Source organism: Tunturiibacter gelidiferens, assembly GCF_013410115.1.
In the GTDB taxonomy this organism is placed as follows: Bacteria; Acidobacteriota; Terriglobia; order Terriglobales; family Acidobacteriaceae; genus Edaphobacter; species Edaphobacter gelidiferens.
In genome coordinates this window covers 2,443,576-2,461,915 of the sequence record NZ_JACCCV010000001.1, presented here as the reverse complement: position 1 = coordinate 2,461,915, position 18,340 = coordinate 2,443,576, and the positions used below count along the sequence as shown (strand labels likewise).

Sequence of the window (18,340 nt, the reverse complement as noted above, 5' to 3'; positions counted from 1 at the left end):
TCTGGAAATCGTCTGATCATATAAAGATGGATGAACGACCGGTGATACCTGACAAAACGAACTCGACTCGAAAGTGCATGGGATGCTTCGCCCTCGTTGCTGGCTTCTGCGTTTTGACGTCCGCTTCTCTTCACCTGCAGGCAGTAAAAGCAGGCAGCGAAGTCGAGGAGGGCGCGGCTACTCGCCATGCTTATTCGGAAAAGGTCGCCGAAAAGTACAACTATCGCTATGGAAAAGAACTGCCGTTCCTGCCGTCGAATGCCACCACGGTCAACGGCGAGTTCCTAGACCCCAGACTCTTTCCCACCGCCGACTACTGTGGCCATTGCCATCGGGAAAGTCACAAACAGTGGCGCGAATCTGCCCACTCGAACGCCAACCGCGTTCCCTACTACCTCCGCAACGTCGCCCTCCTCAATGACTCCAAAGGTATCGAGTTCTCCCGGCACTGCGAAGGCTGCCATGATCCAATCGCACTCGTTTCAGGTGCTTTGACGCAGGCAGGCCCGAAGAAGCGTCCCTACGATCAGGACGGCGTAACCTGCACGGTTTGCCACTCCATACAGGCCATCGACACCCGCGGCACGGGCAGCTACGTCATGGGCATTCCCGCCGTGCTGGTCGACGAAGGCGGACAACCCGTCACACGCAAGGTGTCTGACGGCGAGATCCTTGCTCATCTCGACCGCCACAGCAAGGCCGTCATGAAGGACTTTTATCGCACCTCTGCGTTCTGCGCTACCTGCCACAAAGCCGCTCTGCCCCGGACTTTGAACGATTACAAGTGGCAGCGCGCCATCTCTCTCTACGACGAGTGGCAGAATTCCTCCTTCGCAAAGCAGTCTCCTTTGCCTTTCTACGTCAAAGATTCTGTCTCCTCCTGCCAGACCTGTCACATGCAGCGCGAGAAGCTGACGCTTACCGACTCAGGTGCCAAGGAGGGTCAGCTCGCATCGCATCGCTGGCTCGGAGCCAACACGCTTATCCCCAAAATCTACGGCTTCGATGAGCAGGCTACACGCATCGTTCAGTTCTTGCAGAACAGTGTCTTCAACGTCGACATTTTCGCGTTGGAACATGGCGAAATGGTCGACAGCGCCTCGGAAAAGGAGCTCGTCGCACCGCTCGGTCTCACCCCATTCACGATCGCTCCAGGTGAGACCATCACGGCAGACGTCGTCATTCAGAACAAGGGCATAGCTCACAGTCACGTACCCGAGCAGCGCGACATGTACGAGTCCTGGGTCGAGTTTCTGGTCAAGGACGCCTCAGGCAGGATTCTTCATCAAAGCGGCTTCATCAAGCCGGACGGCAATCTGGACGAACGTGCTCACAGCTTCACCAACCGCCTCGTCAACGTCAAAGGCGGCCTCAACGATCTGCATCAGGTCTGGACAAACCGCGTCGTCGCCTACAACAACACGATCCAGTCCGGCCGTTCGCAGCTTGTGCGTTACTCGTTCGTTATGCCGCCCGCGTCCGGCGGCCCTATCACGATCACGGCGACCGTCAAATACAGACGCTTCGATCAGCACTTCATCGACTTCGGCATGAATAGGCACTATGAGCAGCCTATCGTTGATATGTCCGCTGAGACCCGCACTCTCGTCGTCGGGGAGAACAAGCCAATCGCTCCCGGCGCTACTGAGAACAAGGAATGGATGCGCTGGAACAACTACGGCGTCGCGATGCTGGACGCGCAGCAGTACGCCGCTTCGGCTCACGCCTTCCAGCACGTTGCCAGGCTCCGCCCTGACTACGCCGACGTCTACACCAACATCGCTATCGTCCAAATTCAATGGGAAAAGTACGACGAAGCTAGACCCAATCTGCAGAAGGCTCTCACGCTTGCTCCCGGGAGCGCCCGCGCCCTTTACTATCAAGCTCTCGTCGAGCGCAATCTGGGCAATATGAGCGAGGCCATCGCCGACCTTCAGAAAGTCGTGACCAGCTTCCCGGAGTCACGCGACGCCCATCGCGAACTTGGCTTCTCCTACTACCAGCTGCATCAGTATGACCTCGCCCGCGCAGAGTACGAGAAGGTTCAAACGATCGATCCTGATGACCTCGCTGCGCACTACAACCTTTCAATCCTCTACCGCCGTCTGGGCCTGAAAGACAAAGCCCAGCAACAGGCCGCGATCTTCGCCGACCAGAAGGACGACCCCACCGCCAGCACCTATGCACTTGAGTACCTCCGCCAGCACACTGAAATCGCAAATGAAAGCGTCATATGGCATACCCATGAATTAGACATGCCATTCAAACCGGGATTGCAGCCACCACAGACCGTCGCTCCCACTTCCAGCTCGATGAGCGGCGGCAGCTTCTGAAAATCGCAAGGTAAATTTAGACAGAACGTCACCCTCGACTGACCCAGGCGAGTACATCCCAAAGCCCAACCCACCCGGACAGATCCGATCCAGCCGCCGCCACCGCATCAAAGCAACCCACTTGTCTCCTATTGCGCCGGAGTGGAATGCGAACCATATAGCTCTGCACTCCTCTGCAGTTCGATTCTGCTCTTTTCCACCTCGCCGCTCTGCTTGTAGGCGCGCCCCAGCACGAAGTGGAACCGCGGATTCTTCGGTTCCAGCGCGACCGCTTTCTCCAGCGCCGCTTCCGCCTCTGGCAGCCTGTTGAGAGCCAGCAAGGCCTCGCCAAGCGCCTCTTGACACTGCGCACACGACGGAGCAATCGCGGCTGCCCGCGCTAGTTTTTCAGCGGCCTCCTGCGGCTGATTTCGATCCAGTAGCAACAGCCCAAGATTTAGTAGCGGTTGTTCGCTCTGTGACGCCGAGCCCTGCTGCAGCGCTTCGGCCTTGCGGTACGCCTCCATCGCCTTCTCCAGCTGATTATGAGACGCAAGTGTAAGCCCCAGGTTGTTCTCCGCCTTTACGCTGCGGCTATCCAAGGTAAGCACCCTCCGGAAGGACGTTTCAGCTCCGCCGTAATCTCCTTTGCTGTACTGCGCGCGTCCCAAGCTGTACCAGGTGTCCGCATCGTCCGGAGAGAGATCCGTCGCCTGCTTCAGCCATCGAATTGCGTCGGCGTAATCCTGCAGCAGAACGTAATCCAGCCCCACCATGCGCAACTCTTCGCCCGTAGGCCGGCGTTCTGCAGCAGCCTCGGTGAAAACCCGCAACGACTCTTTCGGCTGATCTCTTCGCATCAACACCTCGCCCAGCAAATAAAGCCCATCGGCGGAAGTAGGCTCGCGCTGCAAAAAACGTCCGCAGAACTTGCTCTGCAGCAGCGAACTCTGACCGTTTTATTTGACCCCGTGCTTGCTGCAACGAAGCCTCCGCTCTAGCCACCGCTCCGCTGGTTTGATCGAAAAGATCTCCATGCAACACCCAAAAACCTGAAAATCCATTCAACTCAACCAAGACCATCCGCATCGGCGGCGATTGACCCACCGCCGAAATCGTCAGCGGCAGAAAAGCGACGGACCTAATCCATCTCAACGAGGAACTTTTGTATCAACGAAGATCTTCAAAAGGGCCAGCTCCAGCTTCCTCTTAGTTGTCGAGGCCTGCGAGTAAAGATTTTCTGAAAAGGTCTTAAAGCGAATGAACGTGCACCGAAAAATTCCATGCGATTTCATCCCGAACATTATAGATACAGTTGCTTAGCACCATACCAAACCGCTTACGCTGAAGCCACTACCCGGACCGTCAATGGCCAGCAGTGCCGCACCGCCTATCCGAACAACATCATCACCTCGCCGCTGAGCCCTGTCGCAACCGCCATCTCAGCCTACATCCCCTAGGCCTCCAACGCCCTCACTAATAACTTCGTCTTCGCCGGAACTTATCCCATAATCAGCACTGCGGAATCCATTCGCATCGATCAGGCTTTCGGGCAGAACAACAAAGTGTTCGTCTCCTACAACGTCCGCGACAACGTTCGGAACAACAACAATCTTCCGCAGTTCCAGCTACCGGTAACTTCGTTCCTCACCTCCCAGGATCTTCCCACACACCTGGTCCGCGTCGGATACGATCACATCTTCTCGCCAACCCTCTTAAACCACGCCCTCATCGCCTTCACCCGCGTGCTCAACAAGGAAGGCTTCATCACGCCATCGCAGGGCAAAGACTACTCTCAGCTCGTCGGACTTCCAGGAGGCACCGGAAACTACTTTCCCGGCATCATCCTTAATGGCGTCACCGGCAATGAAAGCAGCCGGGTAAATCTCGGCGATTACGTTGATCCAAACAACAACGGCTTCAACTCAAAAATTTCCGACAACTCCTATTACGTCAGCGATGCCATCTCGCTGACGAAAGGCAAGCATAATCTCACCATCGGAGGCGAATACCGTTACGCAGTCTCCATCTCCAGCTTCACCAACGTGGATAGCGGTAGCTTTGTCTTCAGCCGCGCACAGACAGCCGGAACCGCCACTACCACCGCCAACAGCGGAGACGGTTTCGCCAGCTTCCTCCTCGGGCAGGTCGCCCAGGCCACCGTCAAGCAGAACTTCGTCACTATCCGGAACGTCGGCCAATACAGCGCGCTCTACGTACAGGATGAGTTCAAGGCCAACAGGGATCTCAACCTGTCCCTTGGACTTCGCTATGACGTTGACCTTCCCTTCAAAGAGCTCCACAACTTCGGGTCGCAGTTCAACCCCACGACTATCAACACCGGCGCTCAGGGCACCAACACCCCCGGAGCTTTGGAGTTCGCCGGCAACGGCGCAGGAAAGGACGGCATCAGCTCGCGTTACTCCAACGTCTACTACAAAAACGTCGAGCCACGCGTAGGCATTACCTGGTCTCCGAGCTCGCTCGGTCACAAGAGCGTCTTCTCCGCTGCTTACAGCGGCCTCAATGCTCCGATTCTCCAATGGCAACAGATCTACGGCGGAGTGCCTGCTGGCTATTCCTCCATCAGCCAGATCAACAATAACGCGAACCCTTTCACCACAGGCGAACTGCTCGATCCCGGTTCGCTCAAAAGCCCCGGTATCGCCAACCCAGGAGCCTTCGGCGTACCAAACATACCCACCAACCCCAGCTTCGACCGTAGTCAGTTGAACGGTCAAAACGTCAACTACACCCGCCGCGACTTCGGCAAACCCGGCTACGACCAGACCTGGACCGCAACCGTTCAACAGCAGTTCGCAACCGATCTGATTCTTACCCTTGGCTATCTCGGTGAGCGGGGCGTTCACCTCGGCTCCAACCTGCTCTACCTCAACAATATTACGCAGCAGAACTTCGCCCTCGGCTCCCAGCTCAGCGATCCCTTCACGGGCTCCGGTGCGCCGGTCGACGGAGTCTCCGCTCCTTACGCTGGCTTTCAGGGAACCGTCTCACAAGCTCTCAGACCCTTCCCTCAATATCACCTGGTTAACACCGGTGCCTATGGCGAAAACCACGGCCAGCTTTCCTACAACGCGCTGACGGCTAAGCTGGAACGCCGCTATCACAACGGACTCAACCTCCTTGCCTCCTACACCTGGTCCAAGATTCTTATCGACACTGGTAACATCATCGGTGGCAGCCTCGGAGGCTCATACACCGCCAGCATTCAGAACCCACTCAACCTAAAAGCAGAAAAGGCCATCTCCCCGCAGGATACGCCGCAGATCTTCGTTATTAGCTACATCTACTACCTGCCCTTCGGCAAGGACAAGAGCTTCCTGAGCCGCGGCGGCGTAGTCAACTACCTTGTCGGCGGATGGTCAGTCAGCGGCATCCAAAGATATCAAAGTGGCCAACCACCTGGCTTCGGCTGCGCAACCGGGATCCCCGGATACGACAACTGCATTCGCTACAACTTCGTGCCCGGACAGAATCTGCGTTCAAGTGCTAGGAGGAACGAATCGTTCAATCCTGCACTCGCTGGATCGAACCTCTGGTACAACCCTGCCGGCGTCCGCGATCCCAATGCCGACGTCACTAGAACTATCTCCTATGCCTTCGGCGACAAACCCGCCTATGAGTCCGACGATCGCTCATTCGGCTATCTCGAAGAAGACTTCGGCTTGATCAAGCGGACTCACATCACCGAACGCGTAGCCTTCCAGTTCCGTGCCGAAGCCTTCAACGCCTTCAACCGCCACGTCTTCGGTAATCCCGACAACAACCCGCACGATGCTGGCTTCGGAACGGTCGGCAGCACTGCCAACAGCCCGCGTTCGCTTCAACTCACCTTCCGCGCGGAGTTCTAACTGTCGAAAGAAGATTAGAGCCTGGAAGCAGAGAAATATTCCTGTTCCCAGGCTCTAATCAGGTCCGGCTACGGGCACGCCATCAAGCTGTGCCCGGAAATTGCTTGCAGTGAAATGGGCTTAGCCTCAGAGATAAGCTGGTCATTCAGGGCGCCATTTATTCGGAGCCGCTTTAGAATCTTGGGCCGTACAACGCCTCGCCGTCGGGATTGCCCGGCGATCATCCGGCAACTGAAAGCAACTCCGCGAGATTAAGCATCGAGTTCGACTCTGTGCCCCGAGGCAGTGATGGAGCAATCACGAGGGCCTCGCTGTGGTCCTCAAACCAAACCAAAAACGAAGACTGTTCAGATCCCGGGAGTCGCTGCTGGTTGATCCAATGATAGTAGGCGCCCATATCGGCATCAATCAAGGAGCCTCTGAGATCGAGTTCGGGATTGCTCTCGCCACCGGACATCAGCTCATTCATTGGCTTCTGCCGTTGCCGAGGGGCAAAACGCACGAATAAGGTGAGGGGTTGCGCCCTTCGCAAAGCTTCGCGAGCCGTCCACTGGGCAAAGGTCGTACTGAATATCTGGGTCCCGGAACCCTCTGTGAGCAGCTTGACCTGAAAGCGCTGCAACACCTCGTCTCCTCCTTTATCGAGACCGAGGTCCGTTGGAGATAGACGCGCCATGTGTGTGCGCAGTTCCTCAGGGCCCATTCCCGGCCTTCCAATCTCCATTTGAATATTTTTCAGCAATGCGGCGCGTACGGGTTCCAGCCTCTGAAAGGACACGCAAGTGAGCAATGGGCTGTGTTCCGCTGCCTGCCCTCCATCGACATACCAATGTCCATAAGGAACCGGATGTGTCTTTGCCCTGGCTTCAACTGCGGCCAGCAGAAGTTTAACTCCGTTCTCAGATTTGACTTGCCTGAAATAAGTTCCATGCTCGCGCAGATTACGGAACAGGGGCCCGTCATAAGACAAAACGCCTTGTCCGATGACCGCAACTCCAAGCCTGCGCATGGCATTTAGTTGGGGCGCCGTCCCTATGCGGGTACGGTTGCCGTAAGCGATCGCTGCGTCCGTGAACGCATCTAGCTGATGAGTTGTCCAAAGGTATGCCGATAACTGTTCGACAAACTGGGCTGGCTGGTTGATCCAATCAAGGCTCTCAAGTTTCCCCGACAGAGAAAGTTGCCAGAATGCCTGAAACCATTCATGGATCTGCGCGGGCGTTAGAGAACTAAGAGCAGCAAGTTCCCGATCGATTGCCGCATGCTCTGCGGGAAACTTGTAATCGTATTCGATGACCTCCCGCAGTAAGCTTGGCACGAAGCTCAGCGGCAGCTGCTTCACTGCTCCCAGGTGAGCCACGACGAGCTTTCTTGCCTCGGGCGGATACCCAGCGAACTGTTCGGCTTTGAGGTCCCTTGGCAGCATAACCTACAACAACTCGTGGATCGGCACGCCTTGTGACAGCTTCGGCGAGAATCCCATCATTGCGCCGAGAGTGGGGACAAGATCGATCGATTGCAGCGAACGATCATACACCATCCCCTGTCGAACGCCTGTGCCCAGAGCCATCATCCAGGTCGTGCGTGACGCCGCGTCACCCGTGCGATGGTGCTGAAATCCATTCCCGCCGGCATCCTCGTCGGCATCGCGTCCAAAATCTGGAAGGATAAACATCGTCGTATTGCCCGCGTATTCGGGTTCGGCTTGAACCGCTTTCCAAAGCTCCGCACAAAGACGGTCTGTGCGCCGAATTGCCTCAATATAGAGCGAGTAAGCACCGGTGTGAGCGACATCGATATCGTGCATCGTAATCCAAAGCAGACTTGGAGATTCCTGCTGCATTAGACGCTTCGCAATGTATACGGAAAGCTCATCCGCGCTCGAGACAGTTCGTGCATGCACCATGAAATCATCGACCGAGAGCTTCAATATTCTTTCCATTTGCTGCAGTTCGAATTCGCCGCCTCTAATTTGCGGTGCATATAGCGGTGTCTCATAATTATCACGAAGCAAATGGTTGAAATCCGCACCCGCTCCAGATGTTGCCGCACTCAGTAGATGCTTCGGTAAAATAACTTTCGCTCCCAGGCCAGGACCATAGGAACGATACTCGCTTTCGCCAATTCGGTTAAACCCATTGCTGGGCGCGACCACCCATGCGCTCGACGACGGGCGATTCAGGTCCTTGCGAAAATACTCGAACACTGTAGGATGTTCAGGTGGAACCGCCGAAAAATTATTGAGCGTTTCATAAACGCCGGTCGCCAGACTTGCGGTCGCCACGTAGTGGCCCAATATCCCCTGATTTATCACATGCGTGAAAAAACTGGACTGCGGAGCCAGCTCGTGGAGCATGTGCGGTATATTCTCCTGCCCTTCCGGAGCGAATGTCTCTTGATCCCGAGCGCCTCCACCAAACGTAATGACAATGATCTTCCGCTTCTTTGCCGCAGCCTCTCCATGCACAAAGGGGCTGCCTCCCATCAGCGCACTTCCCAACGCCAGTCCAGCCGTACTGCGCAGGAAGTCGCGCCTGCTGCGACTAAGACGCTGTGCAGTGCGAGATCGGACAAGAGTCGCCTCGCTGAATGACGATGATGCCCTCAACTCAAATCCACCTTATGTCCTCCTAACTTCGATCATGCGCAACTTCTTCTCTCTTGGTTCGACATGCGATCGCCGATGCCGGCATTCAAGGCTTGGTTACCGAGCCGGGCTTCGCCGAATACACAAACTGCTGGACCTCGGCCCTTTCCTTATCAACTGCGGCCATATGTTGTGCCTGCAGTCTTTGATAGAGGGCGAACTCCTCCCGTGCATGGTCCTTCTGTCCGGCGCGAACATAATACTGGCCGAGACGGTAATGAGCATCTGGAAGACTAGGATTCAATTCCAGTGCCCGCCGATATTCAGGAAGCGACTTTGACAACTCATGCTGATCTGCGTACAGAATGCCCAATTGCAAATGCGCGTCGGCGAGTGTTCCATCTAATGCAATCGCCTTATGCAGCAAAGACTCCACCGCCCGAAAATCCACACTGGGTCCTTCCAGCCGTTTCCCCTTCCATAAACTAACAGCGTAATAATACTTGGCCAGCGCGTTGTCTGGCTGCAGCTCCGAATATCGCCGAAATCTTTCGATTACATCATCCGCCTGATTGGGAGAGCTAAGGTACGACTTGGACAAAAACAGATAACATCGGGCATCGGTAGGGTCGAGATCCGCTGCTGTAAGCAAAGATTTGATCGACTCCTCATACCTGCCCTGTGAATATAGCGCCATTCCTAACCCGATGAGTAGACGTGGGGAATTCGGATAATGCCGGGTAGCTTGCTGGAAGACGTCGATGGCTGGCTCATACGTCCTGTGGAGAAGAAGCTCGCTTCCCCAGGCAAACAGATTGTCCTCGCTCGGATCCATTTGAGCGGCAATTTGAAACTCGTTCGCCGCTTGAAGATATCTTCCGTCCTTCTCCTCGATCTGACCCAGCAGGTTGTGCAGTTCGCCGGTGTTCTTCTGTTTCACCATGTTCTGAACAAGCTGCCGCGCGTCTTCGAGCCGTCCCATAAGAAAGTAAACGAGAGCCAGATCGTAGCCGTTGCTATAAGAGGAAGGGTTGATCCGTTGCGCTTGTTCGAGCAGAGGAAGCGCATTCGCAATCCTATTGGTCTGAAGATAGAAGTCAGCCAGATTGTGGTTCGCGCCGAAATCCCCAGGTTCAAGAGCGAGTGCCCTGCGAAACTGCGCCTCGGCCAACTCCAGCTTCCCAGAACTAGCCAGAGCTGTTGCTAGATTCGTTCTCGCTGCCCCCGAATCCGGTTTCAATCGTACCGCGATTGCCAGTTGCTCTACAGCCTTCTCGTTTTCAGACAGCGCAGCATAAGTCAGCCCTAGAATCTCGCGAACTTCAAAGCTCTTCGGGACACTGGGTAAAATACTTTCCAGTTGGACCGCGGCCTCGGTGTACTTCCCTGCGTGGTACTGGGCTACCGCTGACTGAAACTGGCGATCTAGATTTTGGCTTGGGCCGTCTTGGGCCGCTAAAGCCTCAGCCTCCGAATTACGGACTGCAAATGCCGCGCAAAGCAGAAACCATCCGCAAAGAACTACAAGCCGCAATTGATGCGCCTTGCTCATAATCCTCCGCGTGAGGACAACAACACACCCACTAGAATACCTCGAACTCGAAAGGCACGTCTCGAGACGCCTTTCCCGCGAGCTTCAACTCAACCTAATAGTACAGCTTGAGAGCGAATTGAATCTGCCTTGGATCATACGGTGCATCGCGGGTCGATCCGATTTCGCCAAACTTGGGGTCGGTGAAGTTGCCCGAGTTTCCGATCGCAATGACTCCGTTGCCGCCGAAGTTAGGCGCATTGAAGTTCGGATGATTCAAGATGTTGAAGAACTCGGCCCGGAACTGCATCGAGAAGCGCTCGCTAAGCTGGAAGGCCTTGAACGTTGAGAAATCGAACCGATGGAATCCCGGCCCTGTGGTGGTTGAGGGCCCGGCACCCAAAATTGCACTTCCGGTTAGAGGGAAGCATCCGGCGGGTGCAACTGCCCCCAGAGGGCAAGGCTGCTGGAAGGCGTTCGGATTTCCAAACCAGCTGAGTTTTCCGTTCGAGTCCTTATGCAGACCAAGCTTCTGGCTCTGCCCAGGCACCTGCACGTCATTGCAATACGTTCCGGAGGTTGTTGGACTCGGGCAAGTGAGAGTGATCGGTTGGCCGCCCTGAAGGGTTACGATCCAGTTCACGCTCCACCCACCAATGGCTGCATTCCCGAGCTTGCCAGCGTCGGCCATGAACTTCTTATCCTTGCCGAACGGTAGTTGATAGCCGCCGCTCAAATGGACCACATTTCGGATATCGAAGTCGGCCAGCCCGTAGTCAAATCTGGGACCAAGCCCCGGGACATACGCGGCCCGGAATCCACTTGAATTGCCTGTACTGCCTCCGTTGAGAAGGTCGGCGGCATCCGAAAGCGTCTTCGAATAGGTGTAGGTGACAAGATAATTCAACCCACTAGAAAACTGTTGTTCAAGTTTGGTTTGCAGGCCGCTGTAGTTACTGATCCCGAGAGTTTGCTGATAGCTCCCATTCTGACCAAAATCTGGAAACGGCAGGAAAGGAAGCACACTGGTGTTGGCTGGTATCAATTGAGAGACGTTATTGTTGCCGATACCAACCTGCAGGTTATTGACGTTCGTAAATACGTAAGCAACCTGCGCCGACATAGAGGGAGTGATCGCGTATTGGAGAGTGAAGTTGGAGCTGAGAGTAACCGGTGTTATGAATTTGAACTGAAGCCCCTGAAGACCCAGGCCTTTAGCATTCACCGCAAGAGGCGTAAAGGAACTGCAGGACAAACCGCTACCAATCGGTGCGCTTCCGCCCGGACCTGCGGTCGCGCAGCTGCCGTAGGGGTTAGAACCGCTACCGAAGGCTGCGGAGTCTGTGGTTCCCTTGTAGTCGAAGTTGTAGACGAAGGGATAGTTCTCACCGATGTTGGGTCCGTATCCCTGACTCTCAAAGGCGTTGTAGAAGAGCCCAACGCCGCCACGCATTACAAACTTCGGGGTAATTTGATAGGCGAAGCCTGCGCGCGGCGCAAAGTTATTCTTTTGATTCTGGGTGAGTCCCTTCCCGTATCTGTTGGTTTCCTCGAGCGTAATTCCGTCTTTGGCTAACAGATCGAGGAAGCCGTTGCCGTTAAGAGAGGGATTATTGGAGGTGGAAGACAGAGACCTATCGGCCTTCCCTGACGCCGGGACTAGATAGGTCGGCACTCCGTTTGGAGGACCGCTTTGAACAAAGTTGCTCTGGGCGCCATTTGATTCGGAGATTGGACTGAAGTAATCCCAGCGAAGGCCGAGATTAAGGGTCAACCTCGGAGTGACCTTCCAGTCATCCTGGAAGTATACGGCGAGGTACTTCCTGGTATCGTAGGTTTTGCTGATGTTGGAAGCGTGTATCTCGTTCGCCCCTCCCACAAAACCGACTCCACCTGGATAGGTTGCTGCTTGTGGTGACAGCAGGAATTGTGCAATACCGTTCTGGTCCCCGGATTGGCCCGGGACACCTACGTAGTTGCCACTATTGAAGTCGAACTCACCTCGGGAGTACGCGGGTTGTAACGTGTTGAAGTGGACATTCTGGAACTCGACGCCCATCTTAAAGCTGTGCTTTCCATAGATCTTGGTAAAGTCATCCGTGATCTGGAGGGTCTGGCTGACCTCGTCGGAAGGCAGGAAGTCATTGCTGCCCAGCGTTTGTAGGCCGCCGATGACGATTGCCGGAAGGCCTCCGTTTTCAGACGACTGCGGGACGCCCTGGATCCCATATTTTGCCGGGAGGCCCGTAGTGCTACCCTCTGGGCCAAATCGAGTGGTGTGCAGGTGGTTGAAGCCAACACGCCCTACGTTGACGATGTCGGGAGTAAACACGTGGGTCCAGGCGGCAACAGCCTGATCGGATTTCGCCGTCTGGAGGCCCTGCTGGAAGCTGCCGCCGTCGGCAATACCTCCAAAAGGCCCCGGAATAAATTGTGGGTCATCCACGTAGCTGAAGCGAACGAATATCTGCTCTTTTTGCGTGGGATTGTAGTCACCGCGCACGTCAAAGGCGTTGCGATGCTCATACAGTTTTGGACTTGTTACAAAGTTCGAGGCGATGCCCGAACCGGTTGGCGATGGATATAGATTAAGCAGGCCGATTGCATTCGGATCCAGGCGGGAGCCAGGGATTTGATTCAGGTTGCAGGCTGCTGGTGAAAAAGACGGGGTACCTGGCCCGCAAGAGCCGAACGGATCGCGAACGTAGCCACTTTTTGACACTGGGAAACCTGAGATAGGGTCAACCGTACCTGCCGTAACCGCACGCGTTGTTGCCGGGTCCAGGATCGTGCCAAATGGTATCTTTCTGCCCACATTGTCTGTACGCAGCTTCGTCTGATCAGTGATCAGTTCAGAGAGATTTGTGTAGCCGCTGCTTCTCTCCAGGTTTGTCGGCACGCCAATACCAGACTGAGTATTACCCTGGACGCGCCGAAAACCCTCATAGTCGCCAAAGAAGAAGAGCTTGTTCTTGATGATTGGCCCACCGATGGTCGCTCCGAACTGGTTAAAGCGCAACGCTCCTTTTTTTGTTTCGAAATAGTCTGCCGCGTCCAGCTTGTCATTGCGGAAGAACTCCCAGACCGCGCCATGGAGGCTGTTTGTGCCGGACTTGATCGTGGCGTTCAGAACGGCGCCGGCCGAACGACCAAGCTCAGCGCTGAAGCCTGCCGTCTGTACTTTGAACTCCGCGATCGCGTCCAACGGAGGAAGAATGACAAAGTTCGTTCCGTTGAGAAAGTCGACTGCGTTGGAGTTGTTGTCGATACCATCGAGCAGGTAGTTGTTCTGCGCCGGCCGCAGACCGTTCGCGGTAAAGGCTCCGGAGGCCGCGTTTCCGCGTGTGTCCGCCTGCGACGAATTCACGCCGGCGCCAAGCTGAGCAAGAAAGGTGAAGTTGCGCCCATTCAAAGGCAGGCTATTTACCGTGCGCTCGGACACAACTTGTCCAACCGACGATTCGTCTGTTTGCAGCTGCGGTGGCGCGGTAGTAACCTCCACCGTCGTGGTCTCTGCGCCTAGCTTCAATTCAATGTTTACCTGCAAGTTCTGCCCGACAGACACCGTAAGATTTTTCTGAGAGGTCGTAGAAAACCCCGGGCTCGTGACCGTAACCGTATAGTTGCCGATCCTTACCGGCGAGAAGATATATACGCCGGCCCCGTTCGTAACGGTCTCCAGAGACAACCCTTGGTCCGTGTTCAATAAGGTCACGTGAGCATTCGGAACAATCGCACCTGCGGCATCTACGACCGTGCCGTTGATTGCTCCTTCGTCGACCTGCCCAAAGACGCATTGGGTCTGGGCCAGGAGAAGGCACAAGTAAGAAAGGGTTATAAAGCCGAAACGTCCATACCAGCTCATAGCATTGCGATCAAAAGCCATCCGAATTACCTCAGTTTTTTCGTTCCATGGTCATTGCGCTTCGCCGAACCTGAAAGGCTGATTGGATAGACACGTAAAGCTTTTCCGAGTAAAAGTAAGCGTTTACATTGTCGACGAGGAATCTAGTACAACCGGATAACTATTGTCAACCAAAAGGTTGAAACTGCCGTCTGCAGATAGATGGACTTCTGCCGCGGTGAGTAGTGTGTTTCCGCGCACGATTTTAGCTGTGTCCTTGTCCGGTGCTAACATTGCCGTCTACACGGACCTAGCCGAAATGTCGCATCGCAAAAGCGGAAGTCACTTTCTTTCACGGCGAAAGCTCCTCAAAAGCTTAGGCTTGGCACCTGTCCTGTTCCGTCCAGTTGCCTTCCATGCATCTTCATTCCTACTCGCCCCCCCGGAGACCCTCCCGAGTCAAGCTTCAAATTTCTCCTATGCCGACATAAGGCTCAAACCCCACTACCCCACAAAATCTCCATTGGAAGATGTTCTCCGTCTAGTTCCTCCGGGTTCAGATGAGTACATCACCGAGAAATACGCCTTTGAAATCGGGTCACAACTCAATCATTGGAGCCGAGCCCTCGAGGCATCAGCCAATGATCTTTCGGCCTTAGCCAGCTCCTTGGATTCTTCCGTGGAAGCCTCGTCACTGACTCCCACCAAAGAGATCAGGCTAGGCTCCTCTGATGCGATACATGTCGTGAAGCGACAGTTTACGTCCCAGGTTGTCCCTGGACGTGAGCGATTTCTCAAGGAGATTCAAAGATGGCTAGGGCAGGTCTCGCGCGTGGAAACCGCGGAGTTCGAAATCACTGATATCAAAGAAGTGTCGAGCGCTCCCCTGACGGTTCGCCTGGATATCCGATACGACATCGTCGCCAGTCGAAAGGATCGACACCGCGAGGAGCGAGTTGGATCGTGGCGCACCGAGTGGTCCTACGACGAATCGCGCAACGCATTGGAAACTTGGAAGGCACAAAGATGGGAGGCTACAGAAGAGATCTTGAGCGTCACTGACGGGCTCGCCTTTATTGATGTCACCCATGAAGCTCTCGCTGGAACGGACTCGTATACAAAGCAGATGCTTCGCGGATCCGACTATTGGCGTACGGTCTTGGATGGCGCATGCGGCATCGACGTTTACGGCAACAACGGTGTAGCCGCGGGGGATTTCGATAACGATGGATTCGACGATCTTTATGTCTGTCAGCCGGCAGGTCTGCCGAACCGCCTGTACCGCAATCGGGGTGACGGTACCTTTGAAGATGTAACAGAAGGATCGGGAGTTGGAGTGCTGGACAATACTGCATGCGCTCTGTTCGCCGACTTTCGGAATAACGGGTTTCAGGATCTTCTGGTGGTTTGCGGCAGCGGCCCCCTGCTATTCCTAAATAAAGGGGACGGAACGTTTGCGATCAAGCGTGACGCCTTTCAATTTACGAATCCTCCTCAGGGATCGTTCACGCATGCTGCGATTGCCGACTACGATCGCGACGGACTTCTCGACATCTACTTTTGCCTGTACAGCTATTACCTAGGCCTCGATCAGTATCACTATCCGGTGCCCTACTTCGACGCCCGTAATGGCCCAGCCAATTGCCTGCTGCACAACCAGGGGAACGGTACCTTTGTCGAGAAGACCGAAGCGACAGGATTGAACGTTGATAACAACCGATACAGTTTCGCGTGCGCCTGGGGTGAATCCACCTCTAATGGCTTGCCCGATTTATACGTGGCCAATGACTTCGGGCGCAATAACTTGTATCGGAACAACGGAGACGGAACGTTCACCGTAGCCTCGAGCTCGGCCAACGTTGAGAACGTGGGAGCAGGGATGAGTGCCTGCTGGTCCGATTTTGATAACGATGGAAATCAGGATATCTATGTCGCCAATATGTGGTCGGCGGCGGGCCAAAGGGTTTCAACACAAAGACACTTTCAGGAAAAAGCTTCGGAAGACATCCGTGCACTCTATCAACGGCACGCGCGCGGAAATGCTCTCTATCGAAATCAGGGGAATGGGCAGTTTCAAAACATCAGCCGGCAAGCAGGAGTAGAGATGGGCCGATGGGCCTGGTGCTCGGATCTGTGGGACTTCGATCATGACGGCTACCCTGACCTCTACGTCGTCAATGGGTATATCACCGCCCCTGAAGGCCAATCAGCGAGAAGTGATCTCGGCAGTTTTTTCTGGCGGCAAGTGGTTGCGAAGTCGCCCATAGACGCCACGCCCTCTTTGGCCTACGAGCGTGGATGGAACGCTCTCAACGAATTGATCCGATCGGACAGCTCGTGGAGCGGCCAGGAAAGAAACGTAGCGTTCGTCAACAACCGCGATGGCACATTTTCTGAGGTTTCGGGGACGCTCGGTTTGGACTTCCCAGAGGACGGCCGCTCTTTCGTTCTCGCCGATCTCGACCACGACGGACGTTTGGAGCTCATCCTCAAAAACCGCAACGCTCCCCAGTTACGGATCCTTCATAACGTTATGAACGATATCGGCGCCTCGATTGCATTCCGTTTACGAGGGATCAAGAGCAATCGCGATGCTATCGGAGCTGCCATCAAAGTAGAAGCTGGAACTATCAGGCAGATAAAGTATCTGCAAGCAGGCTCCGGGTTTCTGGCTCAGCATTCCAAAGAGGTGTTCTTTGGCGTTGGGAGGCTGGAGGGACCGATCCGCGCCACGATCTGCTGGCCGAGTGGGCTCTCTCAGAAATTCGAGAACCTACCGGTAAACCATCGTATCGAAATCGAAGAGGGCGCCACCACATTTCTCGCCAAGCCCTTCGCCGCCCCTAACCCTTCCTTAACTCGAGCGGGCCCCGCGTCAAAGTTAGAGCCTCTCCCATCCCAGACAGACACATGGCTAATTGAGCCCTTACAAGCCCCGGAGTTTTCTCTAACTGATTTCGCGGGCAGCATTCGAACTCTCCAGGCGCTACGGGGTAATTTTGTGCTGCTCAACTTCTGGTCAACAACAGCACCACTCTCTCGCGGCCAACTGAGACTTCTTCATCAATATGAGTCAGCCTTCACCGCAAGCCAACTGAAGATTCTCGCAATAGGCGTCGACGAACCGGACGATCTCGGCAAAGCTCGCTCCTTCGCGGCACAAGAAAAATTTGTCTTCCCTCTTGTCTTCGCAACAGCAGAAGTAGCCGGTATCTATAACATCATCTACCGCTACTTGTTCGATCGTCGCAGAGACCTCGCGATTCCAACCTCCTTCCTGCTGGACAGAGAAGGCATGATCGTAAAGATCTATCAGGGACCGCTTGCCCCCGAGCGTCTGCTCGAGGATGTAAGCTCTGTTCCAACTACAGCAGAGGGGCGCATACAAAAGGCGATGCCTTTAGGCGGAATGCTCTACCGGGCAGGATTCCAACGCAATGACTTTACTTACGGGGTCGCGCTCTTTCAGCACGGCTATCTCGAACAGGCCGCTGAGTCATTCAAGCAGGTCATCGCCGCAAAGCCGGATGATCCGGAAGGCTATTACAACCTCGGAACGCTTAGCCTGCGAAGAAATGACTTTAAACAGGCACGCCAATATCTTCAACAAACGCTAAAGCTACGACCAAACTATCCCGAGGCGTGGAACAACCTTGGAATGATGGCTGCCCAGCAAGGTAAGCCTGACGAAGCCATCCAGAACTTCCAACAGTCATTACGCCTGAGACCAACCTACGCGATTGCCCTTTTGAACCTGGGAAATGTCTACCGGCGGCAGGGAGCTTTTGAGAAGGCACAGGATTGCCTGAACCACGCACGTGAAATTGAACCCGACAATCCTGAAGTCAACTACAGCTTGGGCATGTTTTACGCTCAGCAAAGCCAGATGCAAAACGCATCGAACTATCTGCAAAAAGCTCTCGAACTGCGTCCCGATTATCCTGAAGCATTGAACAACCTCGGCGTTCTCTTCGTGAGGGAACAGGACTACGCGAAGGCAGAAGAGCAGTTCAAGACTTGCATCCGTACCGTCCCGAGTTTCGATCAGCCCTATCTCAATCTTGCTCGACTCTACGCACTACGCAACGACAAGGAAAAGGCCAAAGAGGTTTTGCAGGATCTGCTGCGCATTCAGCCGCAGAACCCGAGTGCTATTAAGGCAACGGAGATGTTAAACGCAGAGCCTTGATCAAA

General features: G+C 54.9%; 7 protein-coding genes and 1 pseudogene. 3 read left to right on the top strand and 5 right to left on the bottom strand.

The window, feature by feature from the left end; translation table 11 throughout:
• The first annotated feature begins 113 nt into the window (after window positions 1–113).
• On the top strand, window positions 114–2,333 hold the full coding sequence (locus HDF12_RS10425; protein WP_257025484.1) for a tetratricopeptide repeat protein: 2,220 nt from the start codon (window positions 114–116) through the stop codon (window positions 2,331–2,333).
• Between the two features lie 128 nt (window positions 2,334–2,461).
• On the opposite strand, the gene HDF12_RS10420 is transcribed toward HDF12_RS10425, so the two are convergent.
• Window positions 2,462–3,226, bottom strand: a complete 765-nt coding sequence (locus HDF12_RS10420) for a tetratricopeptide repeat protein (RefSeq protein WP_179582678.1) — start codon at window positions 3,224–3,226, stop codon at window positions 2,462–2,464.
• Between the two features lie 567 nt (window positions 3,227–3,793).
• Between HDF12_RS10420 and HDF12_RS10415 the strand changes: the two are divergent.
• Window positions 3,794–6,184 (top strand): annotated as a pseudogene (locus HDF12_RS10415) (outer membrane beta-barrel protein); the annotation flags it as partial.
• 220 nt (window positions 6,185–6,404) lie between these two features.
• Here the strand turns inward: HDF12_RS10415 and HDF12_RS10410 are convergent.
• From HDF12_RS10410 to HDF12_RS10395, 4 genes are all read right to left on the bottom strand, one after another.
• A complete protein-coding gene (locus HDF12_RS10410; protein WP_179582674.1) occupies window positions 6,405–7,610 on the bottom strand; it encodes a hypothetical protein in 1,206 nt (401 codons plus the stop codon).
• 3 nt (window positions 7,611–7,613) lie between these two features.
• Entirely contained in the window at window positions 7,614–8,669 is a 1,056-nt protein-coding gene (locus HDF12_RS10405; RefSeq protein ID WP_257025483.1) for a hypothetical protein, read from the bottom strand.
• A 208-nt stretch (window positions 8,670–8,877) separates the two neighbouring features.
• Window positions 8,878–10,323, bottom strand: coding sequence for a tetratricopeptide repeat protein (locus HDF12_RS10400; protein ID WP_179582671.1), 1,446 nt, complete (start codon window positions 10,321–10,323; stop codon window positions 8,878–8,880).
• A gap of 94 nt (window positions 10,324–10,417) precedes the next feature.
• Window positions 10,418–14,188 carry a TonB-dependent receptor gene (locus HDF12_RS10395; protein WP_179582670.1) on the bottom strand — a complete coding sequence of 1,257 codons (3,771 nt, stop codon included), beginning with the start codon at window positions 14,186–14,188 and terminating at the stop codon, window positions 10,418–10,420.
• A 1,006-nt stretch (window positions 14,189–15,194) separates the two neighbouring features.
• Here HDF12_RS10395 and HDF12_RS10390 point away from each other — a divergent pair.
• Window positions 15,195–18,335: an FG-GAP-like repeat-containing protein gene (locus HDF12_RS10390; RefSeq protein WP_257025482.1), complete on the top strand. Its 3,141-nt coding sequence runs from the start codon at window positions 15,195–15,197 to the stop codon at window positions 18,333–18,335.
• The last annotated feature ends 5 nt before the right edge of the window (window positions 18,336–18,340 follow it).